Source organism: Leifsonia soli (assembly GCF_013408745.1).
GTDB classification, from domain to species: Bacteria; Actinomycetota; Actinomycetes; order Actinomycetales; family Microbacteriaceae; genus Leifsonia; species Leifsonia soli.
Genome location: NZ_JACCBJ010000001.1, coordinates 3072662 through 3098267, shown reverse-complemented (window position 1 = coordinate 3098267; position 25606 = coordinate 3072662). Strand labels below are relative to the sequence as shown.

Sequence of the window (25606 nt, the reverse complement as noted above, 5' to 3'; positions counted from 1 at the left end):
GGCACGACCGGCCGTTCAGCATCCGGTCAGGGGATGGCGACAGCGAGTTCGACACGCCCGGACCGCTCGCGCAGCGCGACCGTCCCGCGCTCCGAGAGCTGCTTCAGGCCGATGCCGGCCTCCGACGCGGCGAGCACTCCGCCCGAGCGCACGACGACCTCGACGCCTCCGGGGTCGGCCGGGCGCAGCTCCAGAGCGACAGGCGAGCCGTCGCCGTGCCGCACGGCGTTCGCCAGCCCCTCCGAGATCGCGTCGACGACCGCGGCGGACCGCGACGCGTCCCCCAGCCGCTCCCAGGCGCCGTCGCCGATCCTCGCGGTCAGGTCGATGGCGGAGGACCAGCTGTCGAGCAGGGTCCGCACCTGCTCGGCGGCGCCCGGCTCCGAATGCGGGCCCCGGAGGGCGTCGCGCGCGCGACCGACGATCTCCGCCATGCGTGCACCGGCATCGCCCGGGCCCGCGGAGGCCGTCAGCGACAGCGCCCCGGCGATCAGCTCCGACTGCACGCCGGCATGCAGCAGGCGGGCGAGGGACGCGCGCTCGCGCTCGTACTCCGCGCGGATGCGGGCGGCCGCCGCGACGTTCGACTGCAGTGCCGTCTCGAGCTCCGCCTGATCGAGTCGCGTCCGGACGGCGAGGGAGACGACGAACGCCACCGACAGGGCGATCAGGGGGTAGGTCAGCACTTCGAACCAGACGGCGTCGGGCCGCACCCCCAGCACGAGAAGGGTCGTCTCGCCGCTGAGCGTCAGCAGCACCCCGACCGCGGTGTACGCGCCGCCGAGGAGAAGCAGTCTCGGGATGGGATGGTGCGGCAGGCGGAGGCGGGCGACGACGGCATTGGCCACGAGCAGCACCACGAAGCCCACGGCGATCGCGAGCGCGCTGACCGGTCCGAACAGGAGCATCCCGAACGGCACCACCAGCACCGAGAAGAGGGCGGCGGTCATGAGCGGCGGAGCAGCGCGCATCCCGCCGAGCACGGCGGCCGACCATTCCCGCGCCCCTGCGGCCGAGACCTCTGCGGCCTCGTCCGGTGCCGGAGTGGCATAGACGCGGTGGCTCGCCGGCCGCACGACGTCCTCGGCGAGCCTGCGCAGCATCCGGGCGGCCGCGCTCGGCTCCATCGGCCGGGCTGCGGCCGATGCGGCGGCCTCCTCGAGGGCCGCGACGACATCGTCCACCGTGCCCGCGCGCAGCTCCCGGAGCCGCTCCGCTGCGCTCTCGACGTCGCGCTGCGACGCCCGCTGCGCCGACCGGAGCCGCCGGAACACGCCGCGGTGCTCCCGGACGAGGTCGACACCGACGGCGATCAGGGAGAACGCCGCGACGAGCGCGACGACGTTGATGGCGATCCGCCCGACCAGGTCGCCCGGGACGACCGGGATGGAGAGGAGGCCGCCCGCCTCCAGGAAGAGGATGGGCCGCAGTCCGCCCGCCACGGCGAAGATCAGGAACACCACGACGGGCCGGGCTCGCCCGCGCACCGGGCGCAGCAGAGCGGCGCCGGCCAGCAGGACGCCGCCGAGGATGCCGTGGGCCAGAGCGGAGACCGCGAGCACCTGCAGAGGCCCGCCCTCGACGTACTGCAGCCCCGACATCACGGTCACCGCGAAGGGAAGTGTGATGAGCCACGACCACACGGTGATCGCCGACGGCCCGTAGACGCGGGCGACGGAGCGGCGGACGTTCGTCTGCAGCACGGCTCAGAGCCCCGAGGAGGGATCGCCGAACGTCGTCGTGTACAGCGTTGCGGCCGCGACGCGGGGTGTCGAGCGCTCGCCGCCGAGCCCCAGCGCGGCGAACACCCGCTCGACGCTCTTCTCGACGGCGCGCACGGAGACGCCTCTCCGCCGGGCGATCTCAGCGTTCGACAGGCCGGCGGCCAGCAGCCGGGTGGTCTCCAGCTGCGCCGCGGTCAGGCGCAGCAGGCGCGCCTGGGCGTCCGAAGCGGTGAGGTCGCGGGAGACGGGCCGGTCGGCCAGCACGGCCTCCGCCGCATCCACGAGCTCGTCGACCGACTCGACGGCGGCTTTGTTGACGAAGGACGCCCCTGCCACGGTGCTGTGCGCGTGCGAGGAGGCGGCGTCGCGGGACAGGTTGCTCAGGAACAGGACGGCGACGTGCGGGGCGCGCGCACGCAGGATGGTCGCCAGCTCGACCCCGTTCGGTCGCTGCCGGAGGTCGATGTCGGTCACCAGCAGGTCCGGGTCGAAGGAGTCGGCCAGAGCGAGGGCCTCGACGGCGGATTCGGCGGACGCGACCTCGAATCCGCGGGCACGGAAGGCATCGGAGACGAGGGAGCGCATCAGGGCGTGATCTTCGACGACGAGTGCGCGACGGAGCCAGGTGCTCCCCACCGCCCGCGCAGACTCGTCCATCCCGTCAGAATAACGCGACACGCCCGGCGTTCCCGCTGTCCGGCGACCCCCGTTGTGGTCCGTCCGCCCTCCGAGCACGGGAGGCCCGGATCAGCACGGCGTAGGGTTCTGAGCATGACGACCCGGCTGCTCGCCGCGGCCGCAGGCATCGCCGCGGCCGCTGCCCTCGCACTCGCTCCGGTGGCTGCCGCATCGGCTCACGACTACGTCGTCGGCAGCGACCCGGCCGCCGACGCCACCGTGACCTCAGCGCTCACGACGGTGACCGTGACCTTCAACGATCGAGTGCTGGACCTCTCCGGCACGGGATCGACCAATCTGCTCACCGTCACGGGTCCCGATGCAGGCACCCGCCACTTCGAGACGGGATGCGCCACCGTCGCCGACACCGCGCTGAGCGCACCGGTCGCCCTGGGCGGCGCCGGCCGCTACACCGTCACCTATCAGATCGTGTCGGCCGACGGGCACACCGTCTCGTCGTCCTACGCGTTCACGTATCAGCCGCCGGCCGGAACCCCGGCGTCCGCGGGCTCGGAGGCCTCCGCCTGCGGAGCCGCGGGGGCGAGCGCACCCGCGACCACGGAGCCGGCGTCGCCGTCCGCGCAGGTGGGCAGCGGCCCCAGCGCGACCGCCGCAGCGTCGACGCCGCAGCCGACGACGCAGGCCTCCGGCACCGACCTCGGACTCGTGATCGGCATCGCCGTCGTCATCGTGGTGCTGGCGGTCATCGGCGTCGTGATCGTACTGCTGACCGCCCGGCGGCGCCGCCCGTCCGCACCGGACGCCGACACGCGCTTCGAGAGTTCTCACGACGATCGCTGACGCGGACGGGGCTTTCGGGCCGGGAACTCCGGGCGTAGCGTTCGCGCATGGGTAGACAGCCGACCGACCAGCAGACCGAAGACTTCCCGGACGTCGTGCCGGAGGAGCAGATGGATCCGGACATCGTGCCGGCTCCCCAGCCGGAGCCGGACGCCGTCGACGACGGCGACGAGGAGGACGGCCGCCTCTGAGCGGGCCGCCCACTCCGAACGGCTAGGGCTCCTCGCCCTCTCCGGCCTCCTCGAGCTGTCCGTGCTGCGGGTCGTGCGCCGTCAGGTCGGCGCTCGTGTACTGACGCTCACCCGCGTCGAGGTCTTCGCGCTCGTCGTCGCCGTTCGCGAGCGGTTCGTCTGGTCGGGAACCGGACATGACGTGCTCCTTCGTCTCGGGATGCGGTGGAGCCTCGAACGGTAGACCTGCGTCGCCCGGGCCGACAGGCCGCCGGGGCAGACAGCTGATCGCCAGCTCCCGCAGGGCCGCGGTTGAGCGGGCATCCAGTCTCGTGGGGCAGGGTAAGCCTCGTGGAGATCGTCGTCGACGTCGTGCTCGTGGTGCTCGGCATCCTCGCGATCGCGGCGGGATGGAGCAAGGGCGCCATCCGTTCGGCCGGCACGCTCGTCGGCCTGGGTCTCGGTCTCTGGCTGGGGCTGACCATCGCCCCCATCGTCGTCGGCTGGTTCGCGGCCTCTGGATTCGGGGGCGTGACGCAGCGGTCCGTCGTCGCGGCCGTCGTCATCATCGTCTGCGCCGGCGTGGTCTACGCCATCGCGGGCGCCCTGGCGAGCATCATCGGCAGACTCCTGCGGCACGGCCCCATCCGCTGGCTCGACTCCCTCGTCGGCGCCGTGCTCGGGCTCGCCACCTGGGCGGTCGTCGTCTGGCTGCTGGCCGGCTTCGCGATGGCAACCAGCCTGGCGACGGTCGTGCAGGCGGCCAACTCGTCGCGGGTGGTCGCCACGCTCAACAGCATCGCGCCGTTGCCGTCGTCGACCGTCCTCGGCGCGGTGGACGACGCCCTCGCTGGAGCGGGGCTCCCCCAGGTGTTCGCGGGTGCCGAGACCATCAAGGCGGTGCCGGCACCGGACGGCTCCGTCCCGGCCGCCGTCTCGGCGTCCGAGCAGTCGGTCGTCACGGTGCTCGCCTCCAAGCCGGCGTGCGGGGTCGACTCCGAGGGCAGCGGCTGGGTCGTGCAGCGCGGCCGGGTCGTGACCAATGCGCACGTGGTCGCCGGTTCGTCCTCCGTCGTGGTCCGGATGTCCGGGAGCCAGGATGTGGAGCGTGCGACCCTCGTCGCGTTCGACCCGTCGCGCGACCTCGCCGTGCTCGACGTGACCGACCTGACCGCTCCGGCGCTCGACATCGGTCCGGACCTGACCGCCGACGCCGCCGCCTACGCGGCCGGGTACCCGGGCAACGGACCCTTCACCGTCTCACCGCAGCGGGTGCGCGACCGGGTCATGGCGCGCGGCACCGACATCTACCAGAGCGGTTCGGTCGACCGCGACATCTACTCGCTGCGCGGCGTCGTCCGCCCCGGCAACTCGGGTGGCCCGCTGCTCGACGCCCAGGGTCGGGTGGCCGGGGTCGTGTTCGCCCGTAGTGCCACGAACCCTGACACCGGATACGCGCTCACTCTCGCCGAGCTGCGGCCGGTGCTGTCGTCGGTGGGCTCCGCCCCGATCAGCTCCGGCGCGTGCTCGGCGGGCTGACACGCTCAGCGCACGAACTCCCGCGCCGCCGGACGCCGTGGTTGGCTTGTCACATGAAGGCAGTGAGCTACTCCGCGACAGGCGACTCCGACGTCCTGACCATCGGCGAGCGCCCGGAGCCGCACCCCGGGCGCGGCGAGGTGCGTGTGCGCATCCACGTGTCCGGTGTGAACCCCACGGACTGGAAGGCCCGGCGCGGTGGCGGTCCGGCGGAGCTCCCCCGGCCGCAGGTTCCGAACCAGGACGGCGCCGGCGTCGTCGACGAGGTCGGCGACGGCGTCACCGCGTCCCGCGCGGGCGATCGCGTGTGGGTGTGGGATGCCGCCTACCAGCGCCCCGACGGCACCGCGCAGGAGCTGGTCGTCCTTCCCGAGAACCTGGTCGTCGCCCTGCCCGACGACGTGAGCTTCGACGAGGGGGCCTCGTTCGGCATCCCGGCGCTCACCGCCCACCGCGCGCTGACCGCGTACGAGCACGCGCCCGCGCAGCTCTCCCCCGGCTCGCTGGAGGGACGCACCGTGCTCGTCGCCGGCGGGGCCGGGGCCGTCGGCCACGCCGCCATCCAGCTCGCCGTCTGGGCGGGGGCCACGGTCATCGCCACGGTCAGCAGCCATGAGAAGGCCGAGCTGGCCCGGGCGGCCGGAGCCCACCACGTCGTCAACTACACCGACCCGGACACCGCGGAGGCGATCGGCGCCCTCGCGCCTCGCGGCGTCGACATCGTGGTGGAGGTGAACGTGATCGCCAACGCGGCGCTCGACGTCAAGGTCGCCGGCCGCAACGCCACGATCGCCAGCTACGCCGACGCACCCGGCGCCGGCGAGGTGACGATCCCGGTCCGGCCCAGCATGTCGAAGAACCTCCGCTGGCAGTTCGTGCTCACGTACACGGTCGACCCGGAGAACAAGGAGGCCGCCGTACGCGCGGTCGCCGCCGCTGCCGCCGACGGCGCCCTGCGCGTGGGCGAGGAGCACGGCCTCCCGATCACGCGGTTCCCGCTCGATCAGACGGCAGCGGCCCACGACGCCGTCGAGGACGGCATCGTGGGCAAGGTGCTCATCGACGTGTCCTGACCGCCTGCACCACGAGCGCCGCGACCGCCGCCGCCGCGATGGCCGCGGAGTAGCCGAGGGCCGTCGGCAGCAGGCCGATCGTCGTGATCAGCTCGCCGGCGACCAGGGCGGGGAGGCCGTAGGCCAGGTAGCTGACCAGGAAGACGCCGGCGAACAGCTCGGCCCGCTGGTCGTTCGGGGCGAGCGGCGCGAGGATGCGGAGCATCGCCGAGAAGCCGGCTCCGAAGCCTCCGCCCGCCACGACGGCGCCCGCGAACAGGAGCGGGAGGATCGCCGCGGCGATGCCGACCGCCGCGACCGCGACACCGACGACGATCGCGGCCATCGCCCACACGACGGTCAGGCGCGCGGCGGCGCGGGTCAGCAGCAGCCCGGCGAGCGCCCCGACGGCCGGCGGCACGGCGACGATCGCGCCGTTGAGCAGGCCGCTGTCGAGGTGGAAGACGCCGTGCAGGATGGACGGGGACAGGCCGATGAAGAGGCCGGCGAGCATCCAGGTGGCCAGGAAGAGCGGGATGGCCGCCACGAACTCGCCGCGGGCCTCCCGGGGGACGAGCAGGCGCGGGATGAGCGAGCGAACGGCGCCGGGGCGGCGCTCGACCGTCTCCGGCGACGCGACGATGACGACGATCCCGGCCGCGAAGAGCACGGCGAGCGCAACGAACACGACGATCGTGGGCTGCGGGACGAACTGCACGGCGAGCCCGGTCAGGAAGGCGCCGATGGCGATGCCGCCGACGGGAGCCGTGCTGCCGATGGTCGCGCCGAGCTTCTTCTGCCGCTCGGGCGCGAGCTCCACCAGGGCCGCGGTGAAGGTGCTCATGGCGGCGCCCGTTGCGACACCCTGCACCGAGCGGGCGCCGATGATCCAGCCGATGTCGGGTGCGAACAGGAAGATCAGCATCGCCACGATCTGCAGCGCGAGCGCCCCGATCAGCACGGGCCGCCGGCCGATGTGGTCGGAGAGCGACCCGGCGATGAGCAGCGTGATGAGGAGCGTCAGGGCGTAGATGGCGAACGCCACGGTGAGCAGCCACGGCTGGAAGCCCCACTGCTGCTCGTACAGCACGAACAGCGGGCTCGGGGCGCCGACCGCCAGGGCGACGGCGACGAAGGCGAGCGCGGTCCCGGCGAACGCCGCCGCGGGGCGGAGCCTGCGGGATCGAGCACTGCGAGCGGGCCGGACCGCGCACATCCCACCGGTGGCGATGGTCTCTTCGGCTGTCGTCATGTCGATCTCCTTAAAGCAAATCAGATTGCTTTAGCGACTATACAAAGGGATGTGCGATAAAGCAACGGAATTTGCTTTAAGCTATTCCCATGGACACGAAGACCACTCCGTCGAAGCGGACGGGCGGACGCAGCGCCGCGGTCATCCACAACGTGCGCACCGCGGTCGAAGAGCTCGTCGAAGAGAAGGGCCAGGACCGCGTCACCGTTCCGATGATCGCCGAGCGCGCCGGCGTCAACCCGACCAGCATCTACCGTCGCTGGGGCGACCTCCCGACTCTCATCAACGACATCGCCACCTACCAGCTCGATCCCGCGCGACCGCTCCCCGAGAACGGCGACCTGCAGCGCGACCTCACCGCGTGGGCCTCCGAGCTCGTCGAGCACTATCGCAACCCGGTCAATGCCGCGCTCCTTCGCGGCGGCGCCTCGGCGGCCGGCGAACGGCAGTCGAACTGCCTGCGCAACCGGCGCACCGAGGCGGGGCTGATCCTCCAGCGCTACCCGGACTCCCCCGTCACCGACGACGACATCCTCGACGTCGTCGTCGCGCCGATCATCTACCGCGTGATCTTCGTGCCCTGGACGCTCGAGGACACCACCGCCGAACACCTGGTCGAGCGCCTGTTCCGCTGACCCCTCCGCCACCCGGTAGTGTCGGGAGGCGATGCCCCAGGAACGGACCAGTGAGGAACGCGCCGCGGCCCGCTCCGGCTGGGCGGTCGGGGTGGCGACCGCCGTCTACGGCATCTCCTTCGGTGCCCTGGCCACGGCCTCCGGACTCGACGTCTGGCAGACCTGCGTCCTCAGCCTGGTCATGTTCAGCGGCGGATCGCAGTTCGCCCTCATCGGCGTCCTCGCGTCCGGCGGCGCCGCGGCCGGCGGGACGGCGATCGTCAGCGCCGCCCTGCTCGGCGTGCGCAACTCGTTCTACGCGCTGCGTCTCTCCCGCATCATCGGCCCCGGCTTCTGGAAGCGCGCGGCGGCGACCCAGCTGACGATCGACGAGTCGACCGCCGTCGCGACCGCGCAGAGCGAGCCGCGTGCGCAGCGGATCGGGTTCTGGGTCACCGGACTCGTCGTCTACATCGGCTGGAACCTGATGACGCTGGCCGGCGCCCTCCTCGGCGACCTGATCGGCGACGTGAAGGCGTACGGGCTGGATGCCGCCGCTGCCGCCGCCTTCCTCGGCCTGCTCTGGCCCCGGCTGAAGGCGCGCCAGACCCAGGCCGTAGCCGTCGCTGGCGGCTTCGTCGCCACGCTGCTGACGCCGTTCCTCACCCCCGGCCTCCCCGTGCTGGCGGCCGCGGTCGTCGCCATCGTCGTCGGCGTCTTCAACCTGTTCGGCCGCAGGGACGACCCTCCGCATCCCGAGGCGGTGCCCATGGAACGGGAGGTGGAGCCGTGACCACCTGGCACGTCATCCTGCTCGCCTCGATCTGCGTGCTCGGGCTCAAAGCCGTCGGCTGGCTGGTGCCGCCGAGGGCTCTCGACCACCCGACCGTGGCGCGTGTCAGCGACCTCCTGACGGCCGCGCTCCTCGCCGCCCTGATCTGCGTCCAGACGCTCGGCGCCGGCCAGTCGCTCCAGCTCGACGCCCGCCTGCCTGCCGTCGCGATCGCCGCAGGGCTCTACGCGCTGCGGGTGCCCTTCATCGTCGTCGTGCCGGCGGCCGCGGTGGTCGCGGCGCTCATCCGGCTGTTCACCTGACCGCCGATCGACGCTGGAACGAGACCCGCCCTGACGTTGCAAGCGGCTCTACTTCTTCGTAGAGTTACTGCAGGTAGCTAGGGATGAAATAGTTCCCCGAGCGCCGATTCGAGAAACCCACGCTTCGGCGTGGGTTTCTGCGTTGCACGGCATAATCGGGGCGTGCTCCTCGCGTATATCGATGAAATAGGTGAACCCGGCGCGTTCGTCGCGCGGGACCACGATCGGTTCAACACCAGTCCTGCCTTCGGCTACGCGGGGTTCATCATTCCGGAACAACAGGCGCGATCTTTCGGAAGCCTCTTCAATCAGAGCAAGCGTTCGCTCTTCCCGGACGTCATGGAGAACGCGCCTCATTCCGGGCGCTGGGAGAAAAAGGGAGCGAGCGTCTTCCGGCGGGATACGTCGCAGCGCTTTCCGCAGCATCTTCGAGTCTTCGACGCGCTGGTGAAGCAGGTCCGTCAGATGGCTGGCGCTCTGTTCTATTACGCCGACGAGAAGCCGATCGGCACCCCGAAGCAGACCAGCCTCAATGTCGCTGACCGTGAAACGGCCGCAATGCGCGAAGCTCTCAATCGACTCGCGCGCCACGCTGAGAGCCGGGGTTCGAATGTCATGGTCATGATCGACCAAGTGAACGAGAAGACCCGGGCAGAGCGACTTCCCGCGATGTATGGGCACATCCTCGGGCGTGCTTACGAATACCCGGAGATGCGACGAATCATCGAGCCGCCGATGCACGTCGACAGCGTGTTGAGCTCGAACATCCAGTTCGCCGATTGGACCGCGGCCTGCGTGAGCCGAGCCATCGACTACCAGCTCATTCGCGATTCGCCCTACGCCTGGGTGACTGATCGCAAGACACTGCCATCCATTCGAGGGACATTCACACACGAATCGAAAGTTCACCTATGGCATCGATCGGTCCCCGACCTCAACCACTCAGATGTCTTCAAGAGCGATCGTGCAGTCCACCCGCGGCCAGCCGGACATCTGGTCGGCAGCCACGTAGATCCGGCTGTTTGGCGGAGGATGAGGGGCGCAGCCGAACGAAATCAGTCGTAGCCGAGGATGACGACGTCGTCGTCGGCGCGTTCCTGATCGACTGCGGCACCGGGGGTCATGGAGGGATGCTAGGGCGGCCGGGCGGGCGCCGCCGATGGACATGACGTCGATCATCGGCCCCGTCGACGACGCGGTGTACAAAGCGCGTCGCCGCCGGATCCGCGGTGTCGGCGGCCTCGCATACCGTGACGCCGTGAGCGCATCCTGGCACCCGGTGGCGAATGCGCAGCCCACCGAGTGGCTGCTGCGCCAGGGCGCGCTCGGCAGCCCGTACGGCGTGATCCGCCGCTTCGCGTTCGGCGACCCCAATCGACCGGACGTGTGGTTCCGGGTGGTCACCTGGGCGCCGGCCTCATCCGGACGGGAGCTGATCGGCTGGTGCCGAACGCTCGAGGCCGCAGCGGCTGCGGCCTGGGACCACCGGTGCGCCGCCGAATCGTGGCGCCACCATATGGCCGCGCGCCGCACGGACGCCGCGACGATAACCGCGCAGCGCCCCTCGGCCGCCGAGCTCCTCCGGTTCTACCGGGCGGCGCTTCGGCGTCAGGCGCCCGGCCGCCCGACCGCGAGCGGGCACGCAATGCATATATCCGTGCTGCCACCGATGTCGGTGGCAGCGGGCGCGCCCTAGCCTGACATCAGGCTCGGCCAGGGGGACCGATCCCGTCGGGGGACGGATCGGGAAAGGGGCCGGAGCGCATCGCGCTCCGGCCCCTTTCGTATTCACACCCGGGGTGTGAGAACCGTTACTTGGTCAGCGGCTCCAGGGTCGGGTCGTTGGCGTACGCCTCCGCCGCGTTCTCCTTGGTGACGATGACCGGCTTCAGCAGGAACGCCGGGACGACCTTCTTGCCGTTGTCGTACGACTTGTCGTCGTTGATCTCGGGCTTCTTGCCCTGCTGCAGGTCCTTCACCATGGTGATGGCCTGCTTGACCAGGTTGCGGGTGTCCTTGTTGATGGTCGAGTACTGCTCGCCCGCCATGATGGACTTGACCGACTCGGCCTCCGAGTCCTGACCGGTGACGATCGGGACCGGCTTGCCTGCACCCTTCACCGAGGTGATGATGGCGCGGGCCAGGGTGTCGTTCGGCGAGAGGACGCCGTCGAGCTCGGTCGAGCCGTAGTTCGCGGCGAGCAGGGTGTCCATGCGGGTCTGCGCGTTCGCCGGCAGCCATCCCTGGGTGGACGTCTGCTTGATCTCGGTCTGGCCGGAGACGACCTTGAGGGTGCCGTCCTTGATCTTCGGCTCGAGCACCTTCATGGCGCCGTTGAAGAAGACCGCGGAGTTGGCGTCGTCGGGCGAACCGGAGAAGAGCTCGATGTTGAAGTTCTTCTTGCCCGGGTACTTCTTCGCCATGCCGTCGAGCAGGGCCTGACCCTGCAGCTCGCCGACCTTCTCGTTGTCGTACGCGACGTAGTAGTCGACATCGTTCGTGTTGAGGATGAGGCGGTCGTACGCGATGACGGTCGCGCCGGCGTCGTGCGCGGCCTTGGCCTGCGCGGCGAGCTGGCCGCCGTCGACGGCGCCGATGATGATGACCTTGGCGCCGTTGGTGATCATCGACTGGATCTGCGACTGCTGGTCGGAGACACCGGAGCCACCGGCGTACTGGACGTCGCCCTTGAAGCCGGCCTCCTTCAGACCGTCCTCGAACAGGCCACCGGCGAGAACCCAGTTCTCCGACGTCTTGGTCGGGAGGGCGACGCCGATGGTGGCGTCCTTTGCGAAGCCGGAGGCGGACGATCCGTCGCCCGAGCCGCCGCGTCCGCTGCCGGAGCAGCCGGTCAGGGCGAGCGCGGTGGCAGCTGCGACGGCCACTGTCGCGAGTGCGATTTTGCGCATTGCTATCTCTTTCTCTGTGTTGTGTATTGCAGGTTGGGAAGGGAAGAACGAAGGATCAGGAGGTGAGCGACCGCGAGGAGTCCTCGGCCGGATCGCCGGTCGGGACGACCGCCGGCTGGTCTTCGGCCGCGGCGTCGGCGCGCTGCGTCTTGTCGCGGTTGAACATCCTGCCGATCAGGGAGGGGCCGCCGCGGCGCTTCGAGTAGACGTCGATGCCGACGGCGATCAGCAGCACCAGACCCTTGATGATCTGGACCTTGTCGGAGGTGACGCCGAGCAGCTGGAGGCCGTTGTTCAGGACCGCGATGACCAGACCACCGATGATGGAGCCGGCGACGGTGCCGATACCGCCGGAGACCGCTGCACCACCGATGAAGACGGCCGCGATGGCGTCGAGCTCCCAGCCGAGGCCGTCCTGCGGACCGGACGATACCGAGCGGGCGACGGCGATCATGCCGGCGAGCGCGGCGAGGACCGACATGTTCATCATGACGAAGAAGTTGATCCGGCGGATCTTGACGCCCGACAGCTCCGCAGCGTGCGAGTTGCCGCCGACCGCGTAGATGTGACGACCGAAGATCGTGTTCCGCGTGATGAACGAGTACAGGATGATCAGAACGCCGAGGATGACGCCGGCGACGGGGAACGAGGTGCCGACCCGGCCGCTGCCGAACAGGATCGCCGCGTAGATCACGACGGCGTCGAGGATGACGACCTTGAAGACGCTGACCCAGAGCGGCGCCTTCTCAGAGCCCGTCTTGGTCTGCTTGCGACGCGTCCGGACCTCCATCAGCGCGATGACGACCGCGATGATGAGACCGAGCAGCAGCGTGGAGTTGTTGTACCCGGTGTTCGGGCCCCACTCGGGGAGGAAGCCGCCGCCGATGTAGGTGAAGCCGTCCGGAACGGGGATGGTGTTGGCGTTGCCGATCAGCTGGTTGAGGCCTCGGAAGATGAGCATGCCGGCCAGGGTCACGATGAAGGCCGGGACCCCCACGTAGGCGACCCACCAGCCCTGCCAGGCGCCGATGACGACACCGACCAGGAGGCCGAGCACGATGGCGAGCGGCCACGGCACGTTCCAGTTGGTCATGGCCTCGGCGACGACGATGCCGACCAGCGCCGCCACGGATCCGACCGAGAGATCGATGTGGCCGGCGATGATCACCATGACCATGCCGATCGCCAGGATCAGAACGTAGACGTTCTGGTTCACGAGGTTGATCAGGTTCACCGGATCGAGGGTCTTGCCCCCGGTGGCGATCTGGAAGAACACGATGATGACGACGAGCGCACCCAGGATGCCGAACTGGCGTCCGGTCGACTGGCCGCCGCCGAACATCTTCCCGAGGTCGCGGATGCCTCCGGACTTCTTCTTCTCTGCGATCTGCGTGCTCATGGTTATCGGGTCACCCTCTTCTTGGCGGAAGTCATGCTTTTCAGGAGTGTCTCCGGGGTCGCTTCCGCAATCGGGAAGTCGGCGGTGATCTGACCCTCGAAGATCGTGTAGATGCGGTCGGAGATGCCGAGCAGTTCTGGCAGCTCGGAGGAGATGACGATGACGCCCTTCCCCTGTGCGGCCAGCTGCTGGATGATCCCGTAGATCTCGAACTTGGCGCCGACGTCGATTCCTCGCGTCGGCTCGTCGAGGATCAGGATGTCCGGGTCGGTGAACATCCACTTCGCCAGCACGACCTTCTGCTGGTTGCCGCCGGAGAGCGTGGAGACACCGCGGTCGACGTCGGGGGTCCTGATGCGCAGGAGCTTGCGGTACTCGTCGGCGACCGCGTACTCCTGCAGGTCGTCGACGACCCCGCGCTTGGCGATCTTCTTGAGCTTGGCCGCCACGACCGACTGCTTGATGTCGTCGAGGAGGTTGAGGCCGAGCACCTTGCGGTCCTCGCTCACGTACGCCAGGCCGTTGTCGATGGCCTCGGAGACGTTGCGCACCTGGATCTGGTGGCCGTCCTTGTAGATCTCGCCCGAGATCCAGGTGCCGTAGGAGTGGCCGAAGACGCTCATCGCGAGTTCCGTGCGGCCGGCGCCCATCAGCCCGGCGAATCCGACGATCTCGCCGCGGCGCACGTAGAAGCTGGAGTTCTTGACGACCAGGCGCTCAGGGATCTGCGGGTGCTGCACGACCCAGTCGCGCACCTCGAAGAAGGTCTCGCCGATGTTGGGGGTCCGCTCGGGGTAGCGGCTCTCGAGCGTGCGGCCGACCATCCCGCGGATGATGCGGTCCTCGTCGACGCCGTCCGCCTTGACGTCGAGCGTCTCGATCGAGTGACCGTCGCGGATGATGGTGATCTGGTCGGCCACCTGCTCGATCTCGTTGAGCTTGTGGCTGATGATGATGGAGCTGATCCCGCGGCCCTTCAGGCCGAGGATCAGGTCGAGGAGGTGCTGCGACTCGGCCTCGTTGAGCGCCGCGGTCGGCTCGTCGAGGATGAGGAGCTTGACGTTCTTGTTGAGCGCCTTCGCGATCTCGACCAGCTGCTGCTTGCCGACGCCGATGTTCTTGATCTGGGTGTCCGGGTCGTCCGAGAGGCCGACGCGGGCGAGCAGCTCGACGGCTCGGCGCTTGGCTTCGCCCCAGTTGATGACACCGCCGCGGCCGGGCTCGTTGCCGAGGAAGATGTTCTCGGTGATCGACAGCTCGGGGATGAGCGCGAGCTCCTGGTGGATGATCACGATCCCCTGCTGCTCGCTGGACTTGATGTCCTTGAACCGCATCACCTCGCCCTGGTAGACGATGTCTCCGCTGTACGTCCCGTAGGGGTACACGCCGGAGAGGACCTTCATCAGGGTGGACTTCCCCGCGCCGTTCTCGCCGCAGATCGCGTGGATCTCGTCGGCGTGGACGGTGAGGGAGACATCCTCCAGCGCTTTGACCCCCGGGAACTCCTTGGTGATCGCGCGCATCTCGAGGATGACTGCGTTCGACGGCATCGTCGCTCCTTGCGGGCTCGGGAATGGATGTGCCTAAGTAGTAAACGCTATCTTCTCACTTGTCGTCAAATAGTGAAGACAACGATGCGATAACGGCGGGATGAGCTCCGGAGGGCGTCAGCCGTCCTGCCCCGCGAGGGCGCCCTTGATGACGATCGCGGCTGCTCCGAGCGACTCGGCGCGGTCGCCGAGCGACGAGATCCGGACAGTCGTCGTTCCGGCGATGATCGGGATGGCGTTCTGCCGGATCCCGTGCCGGATCGGGTCGAGCAGGGCGTCGCCGAGGCCGACGAGCGGTCCGCCGATCAGCACCAGCTCGGGGTTGATGACGTTGGCGACGTTGCCGATCGCCTGGCCGATCGCCGTGCCCGCATCGCTGACCACGCGCAGCACCGCCGGGTCCTTCGCGAGCCCGCGGCGTAGGATGTCGGATGCGGTGCGCGCCCCGTCGCCACGGCCCAGCGACTCGAGCATCACGCTGGTCGACGCGATCGTCTCGAGGCAGCCGCGGTTGCCGCACCGGCAGATGACGCCGTGCTCCGCGACGGGGGTGTGGCCGAGTTCGCCCGTGATGCCGAGGAACCCGTAGTAGGGCTGGCCGTTGAGGATGAGGCCGGCACCGATCCCCGTGCCGATCTTGACGAAGATCAGGTTGCGTTCCCCGCGGTTGGCGCCCCAGGTGACCTCCGCCAGCGCGCCGAGGTTCGCGTCGTTGTCGACGACGACCGGGAAGCCGAACACGTCCTCCAGCTCCCGCCGGGTGATGCCGACCCATTCGGGCAGGATGGCGCCCTGCAGCACCGTGCCGGTCCGGCGGTCGATGGGTCCGGGGATCCCGACGCCGACGGCGAGGACGGATTCGCGGTCGTGGCCGCCCTCCGCGAGCATCCGGTCGAGGAGGTGTGCCGCCTCGCGCACGGCGCCGAGCACGTCGTACCCGGGCTCGAGGGCCACTTGCTCCTCGGCGATGACGTCGTAGCCGAGGGTGGTGAGGACGATCCGCACATGGCGGCGCCCGAAGTCGACGCCGACCGCGATGTCGCCGGTGTCGGTGAGCTGGACCAGCAGCGCCCGGCGCCCGCTCGAGGTCACCGGGGAGGTCGCGACCACGCCTTTCGCCGCCATGTCGCGGACGATGTTGGACACGGTGGCGGTGGACAGGCCGGTCCCGCGCGCCAGCTCAGCCTGGGTGGACGGTCCGTTGGCCAGGAGGAACTCGACGAGTCGTTCCTGGTTCAAGTGCCTCAGTGCGCCCTGCGACCCGGGATTGCGTGCGCCACGAGGGATCAGCCCCGGAGTGGCGGTCATAGCGACAAGCGTGAACGATCGGGGTCTTGTAGTCAAGCTGTGAACACAAGAGTTGGCCCCATATCGGGTGACGACCCTGAGAACACTGACACGGGCTGCGATGATGGAGGACATGCCCATCCTGAACAAGGACATGCAGGTCTGCATCTCGCTCGCCGGCCGCCCGAGCAACATCGGGACCCGCTTCCACAACTATCTGTACGACGAGCTCGGCCTGAACTTCGTCTACAAGGCGTTCACGACGGACGACCTGGAGGGGGCCGTGCGCGGCATCCGTGCGCTCGGGATCCGCGGGTGCTCGGTCTCCATGCCGTTCAAGGAGGCGATCATCCCGCTCGTCGACAACCTCGAGCCGTCGGCGGTGGCGATCGAATCCGTGAACACCGTCGTGAATGAGGACGGCCTGCTCACCGCCTCCAACACCGACTACGAGGCCGTCGCGCGGCTGCTGGCCGAGCACGAGGTCGACACCGCGCAGCGCGTGCTCGTCCGAGGTTCGGGCGGCATGGCGAAGGCTGTCGTCGCGGCGTTCCGCGGCGCCGGTTTCGACGAGCTGACCGTCCTGGCGCGCAACGCGGAGGCCGGCCCCGCCCTCGCCGAGCGGTACGGATACGAGTGGGTGGCGGAGGACCCGGAGCCGGGCTTCGATGTCATCGTCAACGTCACGCCGCTCGGGATGCGCGGCGACGCGGAGGACGTGATGGCCTTCGACGAGGCCTTCATCGAGCGCGCGACGACCGTGTTCGATGTCGTCGCGTTCCCGTCCGAGACACCGCTGGTCCGCGCCGCGCGGGCGACGGAGACCGCCGTCATCACCGGCGCCGAGGTGATCGCCCTGCAGGCAGCACGGCAGTTCGAGCGCTACACCGGCGTGCTGCTCACGCCGGAGCAGGTCGCTCGGGCGTCGGAGTTCTCCCGCGCCGAATAGACGGGCGGTGCGCGGAGGCCGAGCGATGAGATGCGCTCCGCCACGACGGGGAGTAGCTTGAGCCCCGGACGTGAAGGAGCGTGCGCATGGGCATCGGAAGCGGCATCTTCATCTTCGTCGTCGGGCTCATCCTGGCCTTCGCCCTGCAGGTGCAGGTGAGCTGGATCGACCTGAAGATCACCGGGTACATCCTCATGGGTGCCGGCCTGGTCGTCTTCATCATCTCCCTGGCTTTCGCGCTGCGGCGCAGACCGCGGACCTCGGTCCGGCAGGACGGCATCGACCCCGCCACCGGCCAGCGGATCGAGCGGCGCACCGATGAGTATTGAGACCGGGACCCGGCCATACAATGGCCGGATGTCGGACGACCTCCTCGCGCTCGAGAACCAGGTGTGCTTCGGCCTCGCCGTGGCGGCGCGAAGCGTCATCGCGCTCTACCGCCCGGTGCTCGAACCGCTGTCGCTGACGCATCCGCAGTACCTCGTGATGCTGGCGCTATGGGAGCGCGAGCCCCGATCCGTGAAGGATCTGAGCGACACCCTCGCGCTCGAGCCGGCGACCCTCTCCCCGCTTCTGAAGCGGCTCGAGGCGACCGGATACGTCGAACGGAGGCGCAGCGCGGCCGACGAGCGCGCGCTCGAGGTGCGTCTGACGGAGGCCGGACGTGCCCTCCGCGCCGAGGCGGAGAAGATCCCGTCCCGCATCGTCGAACGGCTGGGGCTGCCGGTGTCGGAGCTCGAGAACCTGCGCGAGAGCCTGCAGACGATCATCGGCGCCGCCGTCCGCACCGCGTGATCCCGGCTCAGGCCGCCTGAACGGGCGCGGGGCACACCAGCCGGGTGGCGTCGCGCTGTCCCCCGGGCCGCAGCACCTCGTGCTCGGTCATCGGCCGGCCGCACATGGGGCACGGTGCCGACGTGGAACGCCGGTCGGGAGCCTCCGGATGGCCCGCACCGAGCTGCGCCGGACCGGCGATACGGATGAGCTTCTCGTTCCACCGCGAGTACCAGCGGGCGAAGCGTCCGGCCATGATCCCTCGATTCATTAGTGCACTAACGAATAGTGTACGCCACCTGGACCCTGACCCGGAGGGCAAGGTCTACGCTGACAGCGGAGGACGACATGCGCATCAGCGAACTCGCCGAGCGGGCAGGTGTGACGGTCAAGGCCGTGCGGTACTACGAGCGGCTCGGGCTGGTCGCGCCGAACCGGCTCGGCAACGGCTACCGCGAATACGGCGACGATCACCTGCGCGCGGTGCTGGAGATCCGCGAGCTGGCGGCCACCGGCATCCCGCCGGGCAAAGCGCGCCCCTTCATCGACTGCCTCGGCTCCGGCCACGCCCACAGCGACGAATGCCCCGCCTCGCGCGACGCCTACCGCGACGGACTGGCCGAGCTGGATGCGGCGATCGCCGCCCTGGAGCGCCGGAGAGAGCTGCTCGCCCGCCGCCTCGCCGGCGCCGAGCACCGCATCCCGGAGCCGGCCGACGGCTGCGGGTGCACCATCGACCCCGCCTGACCCGGCCGGGGATCATCCCCAGGGATGACCTGCTCCCTACCTGCGGTCGATGCCCCGCGAGCGCCCACCCGGTTGACTCGGATACGTCGGCTCGAGCTCACGTCTCGGGCGTCGACGTGAAGGGGGAGACCGATGACGACACTGGGACACGGACTGCGGACCGCACCGACACTCGGTACGGCATCGGTGCCGGTGCGGCGGCGAGCGCGGGGGCTGCTCGCCGCCGTCACCGGGAACCCGTACCTGCAGCTGCTCGTGACGCTCGTCCTCATCGCTGCAGGCGCGACCCTGCTGATGATCGGCGTCGGCCTGGTGCTCAACGTGACGGTGCCGTGGATCTTCGACGACGAGCTGCGCGCACTGCGGGCTCTGCTCCCGCAGATCGGCTGACCTGGGCCCTGGCCCCTGCGGTCCGCTCCCCCTAGAGTCCCGGCATGGGACGACTCATCTTCTCGGCCATCGCCTCGATCGACGGCTACACCGCCGACAGCTCCGGATCGTTCGACTGGGCGAACCCCGACGCGGAGGTCCACGCGTACGTCAACGACCTCGAACGCGACATCGGCACCAACCTCTACGGCCGCCGGATGTACGAGACCATGCGGGTCTGGCAGGACCTGGGCGACAGCGACGAACCGGTGATCGCCGACTACGCCGCGGTGTGGCAGAACTCGGACAAGGTCGTGTTCTCGTCGACCTTGCGGGAGCCGACGACGCCGAAGACCCGGGTGGAGCCGCGTTTCGATCCGGACGCGGTGCGCCGGCTCGTCGCGGAAGCCGACCATGACGTCTCCATCGGAGGGCCGACCATCGCCGCGGCCGCGTTCGCCGCCGGGCTGGTGGACGAGGTCCGGCTCATCCTGGTCCCGGTCGCGGTGGGCGGCGGCACACCGGCCCTCCCCCACGGGCAGTTCCTGAAGCTGCGGCTTCTGAACGAGCGCACCTTCGCCTCGGGAACGGTCGCCCTGCACTACGCGGTCGACTAGCAACCTGAGGAAACCTCGTCTTCTACTCCCCCCTGGAGCCCGGCGCGCGCTAGCCTGTGCCGCGACAGGCCCGCAACGGAACGGGCCGGGGAGCGTCGGCGATGGCCAAGCATCGAATCCTCGCCGTAGCGGCACTGGCCGCAGCGGCGGTCGTCCTCAGCGTCAGCGTTCCGCAGAGCGTCGAGGGCGTTGCGGCCGGAGCGGGCAGCGTCCACTTCACCGCGTCGGGCGACTACGGACCGGGCGCCTCGGCGCAGGCGGTGCTCACCGGCATCAAGAATCTGAGCCCCGACCTTCACCTCGCCCTCGGCGATCTCTCCTACGGCGCCACCGGGCAGGAGCAGGCCTGGTGCGACCTCGTCACCAGCAGGACGGGGCCCGGCTTCCCGTTCGAGCTCGTCTCCGGCAACCACGAGAGCAGCGGCCAGAACGGCAACATCAACGACTTCTCCGCCTGCCTGCCCAACCAGCTCCCCGGCGCGGTCGGCACGTACGGCCGCGAGTACTACGTCGACGTGCCGCAGGGCGCCCCGCTGGTGCGGTTCATCATGATCTCGCCCGGCCTCCCCTTCTCCGACGGCACCTGGACGTACGCGTCCGGCACATCCCATTACGCGTGGACGCAGGCCGCCATCGACGGGGCGAGGACGGCCGGGACGCCGTGGGTCGTCGTCGGCATGCACAAGCCCTGCCTCTCGCTGGGCGACTACTCCTGCGAAGCCGGGGCCGACCTCCTCAACCTGCTGGTGTCGAAGCGCGTGGATCTCGTGCTCACCGGACACGAGCACCTCTATCAGCGCAGCAAGCAGCTGGCGACGGGAGCAGGCTGCCCGGCCATCACGCCGGGAACCTCCACCGCTGCGTGCGTGGCGGACGCCGACAGCACCCTGGTGAAAGGGTCGGGGACCGTCTTCGCGACCGTCGGCACCGGGGGAAACGGCAACTACGACGTCCACCCGGCCGACAGCGAGGCCGGCTACTTCGCCGCCGCATACGGCAGCGCGGCAGCGCCCGTCTACGGCTCGCTCGACGTCAGCGTGACCGCGACCCAGCTGACCGCGTCGTTCGTCCGCGCCGCGGGAGCGTCGTTCACCGACGGCTTCACGGTCGGGCCGCCCGCCGCCGGGAACCAGCCCCCGAACGCCGTCTTCGCCGCCTCCTGCGCCGACCTGACGTGCTCGCTGGACGGGACGGGCTCGACCGATCCGGACGGCGTCATCACGTCGTTCGCCTGGGACTTCGGCGACGGATCGTCGGGCACCGGCGGGACCATCGCGCACACGTACGCCGTCGCCGGCACCTACACAGCGCGGCTGACCGTGCTGGACGACGGAGGCGCGACCGCCGCGACGACGCGCACCCTCGTCGTCACAGCACCACCGCCGCCGCCCGACACCCTCGCCGCCGATCCGTTCGAGCGCGCGGTCACGAACGGCTGGGGCACGGCGCCGACCGGCGGCACCTGGTCCGTCGCCGGCAGCTCCAGCCTGTACGCGGTGGCGGGCGGGACCGGACGCATCCAGCTCCCGGCGGGCTCGGGCGGAACCGGCCGCCTGCCTGGCGTGAGCGCGACCGGGATCGACCTCCGGCTCGGCCTCGCGATCGACAAGCTGCCGTCTTCCGGCAACGTGTACGTGACGGTCCAGGGTCGGCGGATCGCGACGGCCGGCTCGTACGGGTCGAAGCTGATCGTCTCGGCGGCGGGCAAGGTCACCATCCAGATCGTCCGCGTCGACCAGAACGGCGGGAACGAAGTCGTCGTGCAGTCCTCGGTCACCGTGCCGAACGTCACGTACACCGCAGGCATGCGCCTCAACGTGCGGATGCGGACGACCGGTACCGCCCCGACGCTCGTGGAGACCAAGGCCTGGGTGGACGGCAGCCCCGAGCCCTCGGCGTGGCAGCGGTCGGCCACCGACAGCACCGCCGCCCTCCAGGGCGCGGGCGGCCTGGCGGTGACCGGATACCTCTCCGGCGGGGTCGCCAACGCACCGGTCACCCTGAGCGTCGACGATCTGACCGCCGTCAAGCCCTGACCCGGGAGCACAGGCGCGGGATGCGCCGGCCTCGGGATGCGCCTCAGGCCGCGTCCCACCAGCGCAGGACGCGGAGCGCCCGGAGAGTCACCCACCGGCTCTGGAACCCCTCCATCTCGAACTCGACGATCACGGGCCCCTCGTGCAGGTTCTCGAGCACCCACCGGCCGTCGCCGTCCGCCTTGCCCCGGACCAGCTCCACGGCGTCCGCCAGGCGCGGGTCGCGGCGGTCTTGCTGCCGGAAGTGCTCCAGTCCGCGCAGGATGTCGTGGTACCAGCGCACCGGGTACGACAGCATCGTCATCCGCGGGTCGGGGACGGATCCGTCCGTGCGCCGCCGGTAGAGGCCGCGCTCCAGGAGGTACTCCTCGCCGGCCTCGACGACCTCCGTCGCACGCTGGTCGTCGCCGCCGGCGCGCATCCAGGCCCGCAATCCCTCCACGGCGCAGATGGTGGAGTGGAAGGACGACACCCGCGCGCCGTACTCCGCCCAGCAGTTCCAGCCGCCGTCCTCCAGGCGCGAGCCGACCAGCGTCTGCGCGATCCGATCGCCGCCCTCACCGAAGTACGCGGCGATAGTCAGCGCGACGCCGTTGATGCACGGCTCGGTCTCGCCTTCGAAGTACGGCTCGCCCGCGTGCTCCCAGCGCACGTTCTCGCGGACGCGGGCGACGGCCGTCAGCGCTTGAGGGCTGACGGGATCGAGCCCGAAGTCGACGAGCTGCTGGAGACTGAAGTGCGTTCCGCTCCAGGCGTCGAAGCCGTCGCGCTCGGGCGGGATCCACCCCGGCCGGTACGTGCCGCCGTCCCAGAGCCCGTCCTCCGCCTGCTCGGCGAGGACGGTCGCGCCCCAGCCCTCCGTCGCAACGCGGGCGCGCTCCGCGGCGACCTCGTCGGGCGATGCTCCGGCGAGGTCCTGAAGCACCTGCCAGCGGATCGCCGGATCGGAATCGAGAAGCCAGTCGACCACATCCATGCGCGCCACCGTAGCCGCGACCTTCGCTCTGCGACAGTCCCGCGCGCCCCGAAGCGCCCGACCGGCTTCAGGCGACGGGCGCGCCCACCACGCGGTTGCCGCCGGCGTTCTTCGCCGAGTACATGGCGTGGTCGGCTTCGCGGATGAGGCGGTCCGGGTTCCAGGCCGGGTCCTGGGTGCGCGCGATCGACATCCCGATGCTCGCGCTGATCGGGAAGCCCTCCGGAATGTCCTGGAAGGGCTGCTCGATGGAGTGGCGGATGCGATCGGCGACGTCCTCCGCCGCTGCCACCTCTGGCACCTCGCAGACCACCACGAACTCGTCGCCGCCGTAGCGCGCGACCAGGTCCTCCTGACGGACGGCCGCCTGCAGCCGAAGGCCGACCTCGCGGAGCAGGAGGTCGCCCGTGTGATGGCCGAGGGCGTCGTTCACGCGCTTGAACCCGTCCAGGTCGATGAACAGCGTGGCCACCAGGGTGGAGGTCGAACTCTGGTACTCCACCAGCTGCGTCTCGAGGCGCCGGCGGTTCGGAAGCCCGGTGGTCTCGTCGTGCATCGCCGCGTGCTCCAGCTGCCGCTGCAGGCGCAGGGTGGTTATGGTCTGCGCGGCCTGGCCGGCCAGTGCGTCGGCCAGCGGGGCGGCTTCGGAGTCGAACTGCCGCGGGTGGAGGAAGAACGCGGCGAACAGCCCGAAGAGCACGTCGTCGTGCTGGATGGGCGCCACGAGAACGGCATGGACGCCCGCGTCGCGCATGGCCTGCCCGAGCACGGGGGCGATCTCGTCCGCAGCCGCCGCACCGCTGAGCGCGACCACCCTGCGGAGCTGGGAGGCCTGCGTCACCAGCGATCCGGTCTGTTCGACCGATCGGAGCGGGTTGCTGCCGGAGGCCTGCGCGAACGTCCCGGACTCGTCGATCAGGAAGACCGCCGACTGCTCCGCCTGGTACGCCTTGGCCACGGTCGTCGCGAGGATGTCGGCGAGCGACTGCTCGTTCGTCGCCGCCGAGAAGGCGATCGACGAGTCGATGATCAGTTCGAGACGGTTGCGCGTCCGCTCCTCGAGAGCGTGGGAGCGCGCCATCTCCTGCTCGTGCTCCGCGCGCTCTGTCGCATCCACCAGTGTCAGCAGCTCGCCGGCCCCGGTCTCGCGGCGGCCCACGATGACGGCTCTCGACGACCCGTCCACGTGCGCGAGCCGGATGAGGCCGTCGGCGCGAGCGTCGACGGTGGGGATGCTGGTGCGCAGCGAGCTGAACGCTCGGCCCTGCAGCTCGGCCATCGAGAGGCCGGTCCACGAGACGAAGAGATCGTTGGCGTCCTGGATGCGGCCGTCTGCGTCCACCTCGACGAGTGCGCAGGGCAGGTCGTCCGCAGCAATGGGCCGCACCGCACTCTCCTTCGGATGGCTGGGCCGCTTCGCGGCGAGGACAGATTGAACTTAGCGCACGAATGATCCGAGCCGGTCACCCAAGTCATCGGGAGGGCAGGGGCGCGCGATGTAGTAGCCCTGGGCCCGGTCGCACCCCGACGAGCGGATCTGCTCGAGCTGCTCTCTGGTCTCGATGCCCTCCGCGACGACCCGCATCCCGCTGTCCTGGGCGATCGCGACCGCGTCGCCGACGGCGTCCCAGTCGCCGCGGGCGACGAGGCTGCGGTCGAGCTTGAGCTCCCGCGCGTGCACGCCCACCGCTCGCTCGATGGAGGAGTGGCCGGCCCCGAAATCATCGATCGACACGGTGACGCCCCACTGCTGAACGATGTCGAGCCGGCCGGCGACGACCGCGTAGTCGTCGATGCGCTCGGCCTCCGTCACCTCGACGATCAGGTCGGCGGGAGGCAGGCCCGACTCGGCCAGCTGGCGCTCCAGTTCGTCGAAGAAGCGGTCCGTCTCGAGCTGCAGGGGCGACACGTTGACGGCGATGGCGAGCTCCCAGCCGCGCTCCCGCCAGTCGCGGCCGATGCGGCAGCACTCGCGCAGCGCGAACAGGCCGAGCTCATGGATGGAGCCGCTGGCCTCGGCGAGCGCCACGAACTCCGCGGGAGGGATCGGACCTCGGGTGGGATGCGTCCACCGGCTGAGACCTTCGACGGCCACGATCTCGCCGGTCGCCAGGTCGATCTGAGGCTGGACGTGCACCTCGAGCTCGTGCGCAGCGATGGCGTCGGACAGTTCTCGCGCCTCCACCTCGCACCCTGCCACGTGGACCCCTCTCGTCGGCCGCCCGGTCTTCCGGCCTGGACGCGATAGTGCCCGCGTGCGCACCCGGTGTCAACGGGCTGTGCCCGGAGGCGCTCAGCGGAACGTCGGGCGGGTGTCCCGCTGACGGCTTTCGGCGACAGCGACCTCTGGTGTCACCATTCCGGCTCCCTCGGGCGCAGATCCGGGCGCGGGAACTCCGCGTCGAAGTCGCCGGTGGGGTCCTCCTGGCGGTGCGTGTCCGCGATGCTCGGGCCAGAGCCCACCGGCGAGAACGCGACGCGATCGCCGCGGACGCTGCTCTGGTAGGTCTTCATCCGCCCGTCCACCGGGAGGTCGATCTCCGCGGGCGGGCGGCCCTCGTCGAACGGGACGGCGCGCTGCGTCGTCGTACCGTCCTCTTCGACGAAATCGGCGATCCCGAATGTGAGGTGTCCCCGGTCGAAGGATGCGCGGACCAGGAGGTAGGTGCGCAGATCCTCGTCGCCCAGGGCGGCGACCTCCGCGGCGAGCGCTCGGACGGCGTCGGTGCGGCCGAGCGCGTGCTCCCCGCCGTCCGTCGCATGGGCCCAGGAGCGGACGTGCCCGGCGAGGTCGGCGATGGCCTCCTCGTACGACGAAGGCGATGTGCCCTGGATGCCGAAGTCGCCCCAATCGGCCCAATAGCGGTCGCCCTCGTCGTCGTGCCCGACCGGGACGACGACGGGGATGGCGGCGGTGCGCGAGGCCCTCCATGCCGCCAGCTCGTCGGGGCTGAACAGCTCGCCCAGCTGCCGGATGGCGTCATCGTCACCGAGGCCGGCGGCCGATGCGAGGATCGCCCGCTCGAAGAACGCGTTGTCGTCCACTGCTCGTTCCCTTCGTCAGTGCC

Annotated in this window: 29 protein-coding genes; 16 read left to right on the top strand and 13 right to left on the bottom strand. The window is 70.2% G+C overall.

The window, feature by feature from the left end:
- Nucleotides 1–26: 26 nt before the first annotated feature.
- Both BJ963_RS15005 and BJ963_RS15000 read right to left on the bottom strand, forming a co-directional pair.
- On the bottom strand, nt 27–1703 hold the full coding sequence (locus BJ963_RS15005) for a hypothetical protein (protein WP_179457372.1): 1677 nt from the start codon (nt 1701–1703) through the stop codon (nt 27–29).
- Nucleotides 1704–1706: 3 nt separating this feature from the next.
- Entirely contained in the window at nt 1707–2381 is a 675-nt protein-coding gene (locus BJ963_RS15000) for a response regulator transcription factor (RefSeq protein ID WP_179457371.1), read from the bottom strand.
- A 114-nt stretch (nt 2382–2495) separates the two neighbouring features.
- Here BJ963_RS15000 and BJ963_RS14995 point away from each other — a divergent pair, with 114 nt between their 5' ends.
- Nucleotides 2496–3203, top strand: a complete 708-nt coding sequence (locus tag BJ963_RS14995; RefSeq protein WP_179457370.1) for a copper resistance CopC family protein — start codon at nt 2496–2498, stop codon at nt 3201–3203.
- A gap of 47 nt (nt 3204–3250) precedes the next feature.
- Nucleotides 3251–3394 carry a hypothetical protein gene (locus BJ963_RS14990; RefSeq protein WP_179457369.1) on the top strand — a complete coding sequence of 48 codons (144 nt, stop codon included), beginning with the start codon at nt 3251–3253 and terminating at the stop codon, nt 3392–3394.
- 22 nt (nt 3395–3416) lie between these two features.
- Here BJ963_RS14990 and BJ963_RS14985 read toward each other — a convergent pair whose 3' ends face one another.
- A complete protein-coding gene (locus tag BJ963_RS14985) occupies nt 3417–3572 on the bottom strand; it encodes a hypothetical protein (RefSeq protein ID WP_179457368.1) in 156 nt (51 codons plus the stop codon).
- Nucleotides 3573–3724: 152 nt separating this feature from the next.
- Here BJ963_RS14985 and BJ963_RS14980 point away from each other — a divergent pair, with 152 nt between their 5' ends.
- A complete protein-coding gene (locus BJ963_RS14980; protein ID WP_179457367.1) occupies nt 3725–4912 on the top strand; it encodes a MarP family serine protease in 1188 nt (395 codons plus the stop codon).
- 53 nt (nt 4913–4965) lie between these two features.
- On the top strand, nt 4966–5985 hold the full coding sequence (locus tag BJ963_RS14975) for an NADPH:quinone reductase (RefSeq protein ID WP_179457366.1): 1020 nt from the start codon (nt 4966–4968) through the stop codon (nt 5983–5985).
- Here BJ963_RS14975 and BJ963_RS14970 read toward each other — a convergent pair.
- Nucleotides 5969–7216, bottom strand: coding sequence for an MFS transporter (locus BJ963_RS14970; protein ID WP_179457365.1), 1248 nt, complete (start codon nt 7214–7216; stop codon nt 5969–5971). The two genes, BJ963_RS14975 and BJ963_RS14970, sit on opposite strands and share 17 nt — an antisense overlap.
- 89 nt (nt 7217–7305) lie before the next feature.
- On the opposite strand from BJ963_RS14970, the gene BJ963_RS14965 reads away from it, so the two are divergent.
- From BJ963_RS14965 to BJ963_RS14945, 5 genes are all read left to right on the top strand, one after another.
- Nucleotides 7306–7851, top strand: coding sequence for a TetR/AcrR family transcriptional regulator (locus tag BJ963_RS14965; RefSeq protein WP_089915860.1), 546 nt, complete (start codon nt 7306–7308; stop codon nt 7849–7851).
- 31 nt (nt 7852–7882) lie between these two features.
- Nucleotides 7883–8623, top strand: coding sequence for an AzlC family ABC transporter permease (locus tag BJ963_RS14960; protein WP_179457364.1), 741 nt, complete (start codon nt 7883–7885; stop codon nt 8621–8623).
- Entirely contained in the window at nt 8620–8925 is a 306-nt protein-coding gene (locus BJ963_RS14955; RefSeq protein ID WP_089915866.1) for an AzlD domain-containing protein, read from the top strand. The genes BJ963_RS14960 and BJ963_RS14955 overlap by 4 nt, the downstream gene beginning before the upstream one ends.
- 162 nt (nt 8926–9087) lie before the next feature.
- Complete coding sequence (locus BJ963_RS14950) at nt 9088–9990, top strand: DUF3800 domain-containing protein (protein ID WP_179457363.1); 903 nt, start codon at nt 9088–9090, stop codon at nt 9988–9990.
- A gap of 100 nt (nt 9991–10090) precedes the next feature.
- A complete protein-coding gene (locus BJ963_RS14945) occupies nt 10091–10621 on the top strand; it encodes a hypothetical protein (RefSeq protein WP_179457362.1) in 531 nt (176 codons plus the stop codon).
- 115 nt (nt 10622–10736) lie between these two features.
- Here the strand turns inward: BJ963_RS14945 and BJ963_RS14940 are convergent, their stop codons facing one another.
- The 4 genes from BJ963_RS14940 to BJ963_RS14925 all read right to left on the bottom strand — a co-directional run bounded on the left by BJ963_RS14940 (nt 10737) and on the right by BJ963_RS14925 (nt 16091).
- Nucleotides 10737–11834, bottom strand: coding sequence for a substrate-binding domain-containing protein (locus BJ963_RS14940; protein ID WP_179457361.1), 1098 nt, complete (start codon nt 11832–11834; stop codon nt 10737–10739).
- Between the two features lie 55 nt (nt 11835–11889).
- Entirely contained in the window at nt 11890–13233 is a 1344-nt protein-coding gene (gene mmsB / locus BJ963_RS14935) for a multiple monosaccharide ABC transporter permease (protein ID WP_179457360.1), read from the bottom strand.
- A 2-nt stretch (nt 13234–13235) separates the two neighbouring features.
- On the bottom strand, nt 13236–14783 hold the full coding sequence (mmsA, locus tag BJ963_RS14930; protein ID WP_179457359.1) for a multiple monosaccharide ABC transporter ATP-binding protein: 1548 nt from the start codon (nt 14781–14783) through the stop codon (nt 13236–13238).
- Between the two features lie 117 nt (nt 14784–14900).
- Nucleotides 14901–16091, bottom strand: a complete 1191-nt coding sequence (locus BJ963_RS14925) for an ROK family transcriptional regulator (protein ID WP_089915881.1) — start codon at nt 16089–16091, stop codon at nt 14901–14903.
- A gap of 112 nt (nt 16092–16203) precedes the next feature.
- Here BJ963_RS14925 and BJ963_RS14920 point away from each other — a divergent pair, with 112 nt between their 5' ends.
- The 3 genes from BJ963_RS14920 (at nt 16204) to BJ963_RS14910 (ending at nt 17814) form a co-directional block, all read left to right on the top strand.
- Entirely contained in the window at nt 16204–17019 is an 816-nt protein-coding gene (locus tag BJ963_RS14920) for a shikimate 5-dehydrogenase (protein ID WP_179457358.1), read from the top strand.
- Nucleotides 17020–17105: 86 nt separating this feature from the next.
- Nucleotides 17106–17348: a DUF6458 family protein gene (locus tag BJ963_RS14915; protein ID WP_089915884.1), complete on the top strand. Its 243-nt coding sequence runs from the start codon at nt 17106–17108 to the stop codon at nt 17346–17348.
- 28 nt (nt 17349–17376) lie between these two features.
- Nucleotides 17377–17814, top strand: a complete 438-nt coding sequence (locus tag BJ963_RS14910) for a MarR family winged helix-turn-helix transcriptional regulator (RefSeq protein ID WP_179457357.1) — start codon at nt 17377–17379, stop codon at nt 17812–17814.
- 7 nt (nt 17815–17821) lie between these two features.
- Here BJ963_RS14910 and BJ963_RS14905 read toward each other — a convergent pair whose 3' ends face one another.
- Nucleotides 17822–18049 carry a hypothetical protein gene (locus tag BJ963_RS14905; protein ID WP_089915890.1) on the bottom strand — a complete coding sequence of 76 codons (228 nt, stop codon included), beginning with the start codon at nt 18047–18049 and terminating at the stop codon, nt 17822–17824.
- A 92-nt stretch (nt 18050–18141) separates the two neighbouring features.
- Between BJ963_RS14905 and BJ963_RS14900 the strand changes: the two genes are divergently transcribed.
- From BJ963_RS14900 to BJ963_RS14885, 4 genes are all read left to right on the top strand, one after another.
- A complete protein-coding gene (locus BJ963_RS14900) occupies nt 18142–18540 on the top strand; it encodes a MerR family transcriptional regulator (RefSeq protein WP_179457356.1) in 399 nt (132 codons plus the stop codon).
- A 132-nt stretch (nt 18541–18672) separates the two neighbouring features.
- Nucleotides 18673–18930, top strand: coding sequence for a hypothetical protein (locus BJ963_RS14895; RefSeq protein WP_179457355.1), 258 nt, complete (start codon nt 18673–18675; stop codon nt 18928–18930).
- Between the two features lie 44 nt (nt 18931–18974).
- Nucleotides 18975–19526 (top strand): dihydrofolate reductase family protein, encoded by a 552-nt coding sequence (locus tag BJ963_RS14890; protein ID WP_179457354.1) that lies wholly within the window; start codon nt 18975–18977, stop codon nt 19524–19526.
- 101 nt (nt 19527–19627) lie between these two features.
- Nucleotides 19628–21562: a PKD domain-containing protein gene (locus BJ963_RS14885; RefSeq protein WP_179457353.1), complete on the top strand. Its 1935-nt coding sequence runs from the start codon at nt 19628–19630 to the stop codon at nt 21560–21562.
- Nucleotides 21563–21605: 43 nt separating this feature from the next.
- Here BJ963_RS14885 and BJ963_RS14880 read toward each other — a convergent pair whose 3' ends face one another.
- The 4 genes from BJ963_RS14880 to BJ963_RS14865 all read right to left on the bottom strand — a co-directional run bounded on the left by BJ963_RS14880 (nt 21606) and on the right by BJ963_RS14865 (nt 25583).
- A complete protein-coding gene (locus BJ963_RS14880) occupies nt 21606–22538 on the bottom strand; it encodes a hypothetical protein (protein ID WP_179457352.1) in 933 nt (310 codons plus the stop codon).
- 67 nt (nt 22539–22605) lie between these two features.
- On the bottom strand, nt 22606–23925 hold the full coding sequence (locus BJ963_RS14875; RefSeq protein WP_179457351.1) for a diguanylate cyclase domain-containing protein: 1320 nt from the start codon (nt 23923–23925) through the stop codon (nt 22606–22608).
- A 51-nt stretch (nt 23926–23976) separates the two neighbouring features.
- The gene (locus tag BJ963_RS14870) at nt 23977–24738 is read right to left on the bottom strand and encodes an EAL domain-containing protein (protein WP_179457350.1); all 762 of its coding nucleotides are present in this window, start codon (nt 24736–24738) and stop codon (nt 23977–23979) included.
- Nucleotides 24739–24890: 152 nt separating this feature from the next.
- Nucleotides 24891–25583 carry a hypothetical protein gene (locus tag BJ963_RS14865; protein ID WP_179457349.1) on the bottom strand — a complete coding sequence of 231 codons (693 nt, stop codon included), beginning with the start codon at nt 25581–25583 and terminating at the stop codon, nt 24891–24893.
- Nucleotides 25584–25606: the final 23 nt, after the last annotated feature.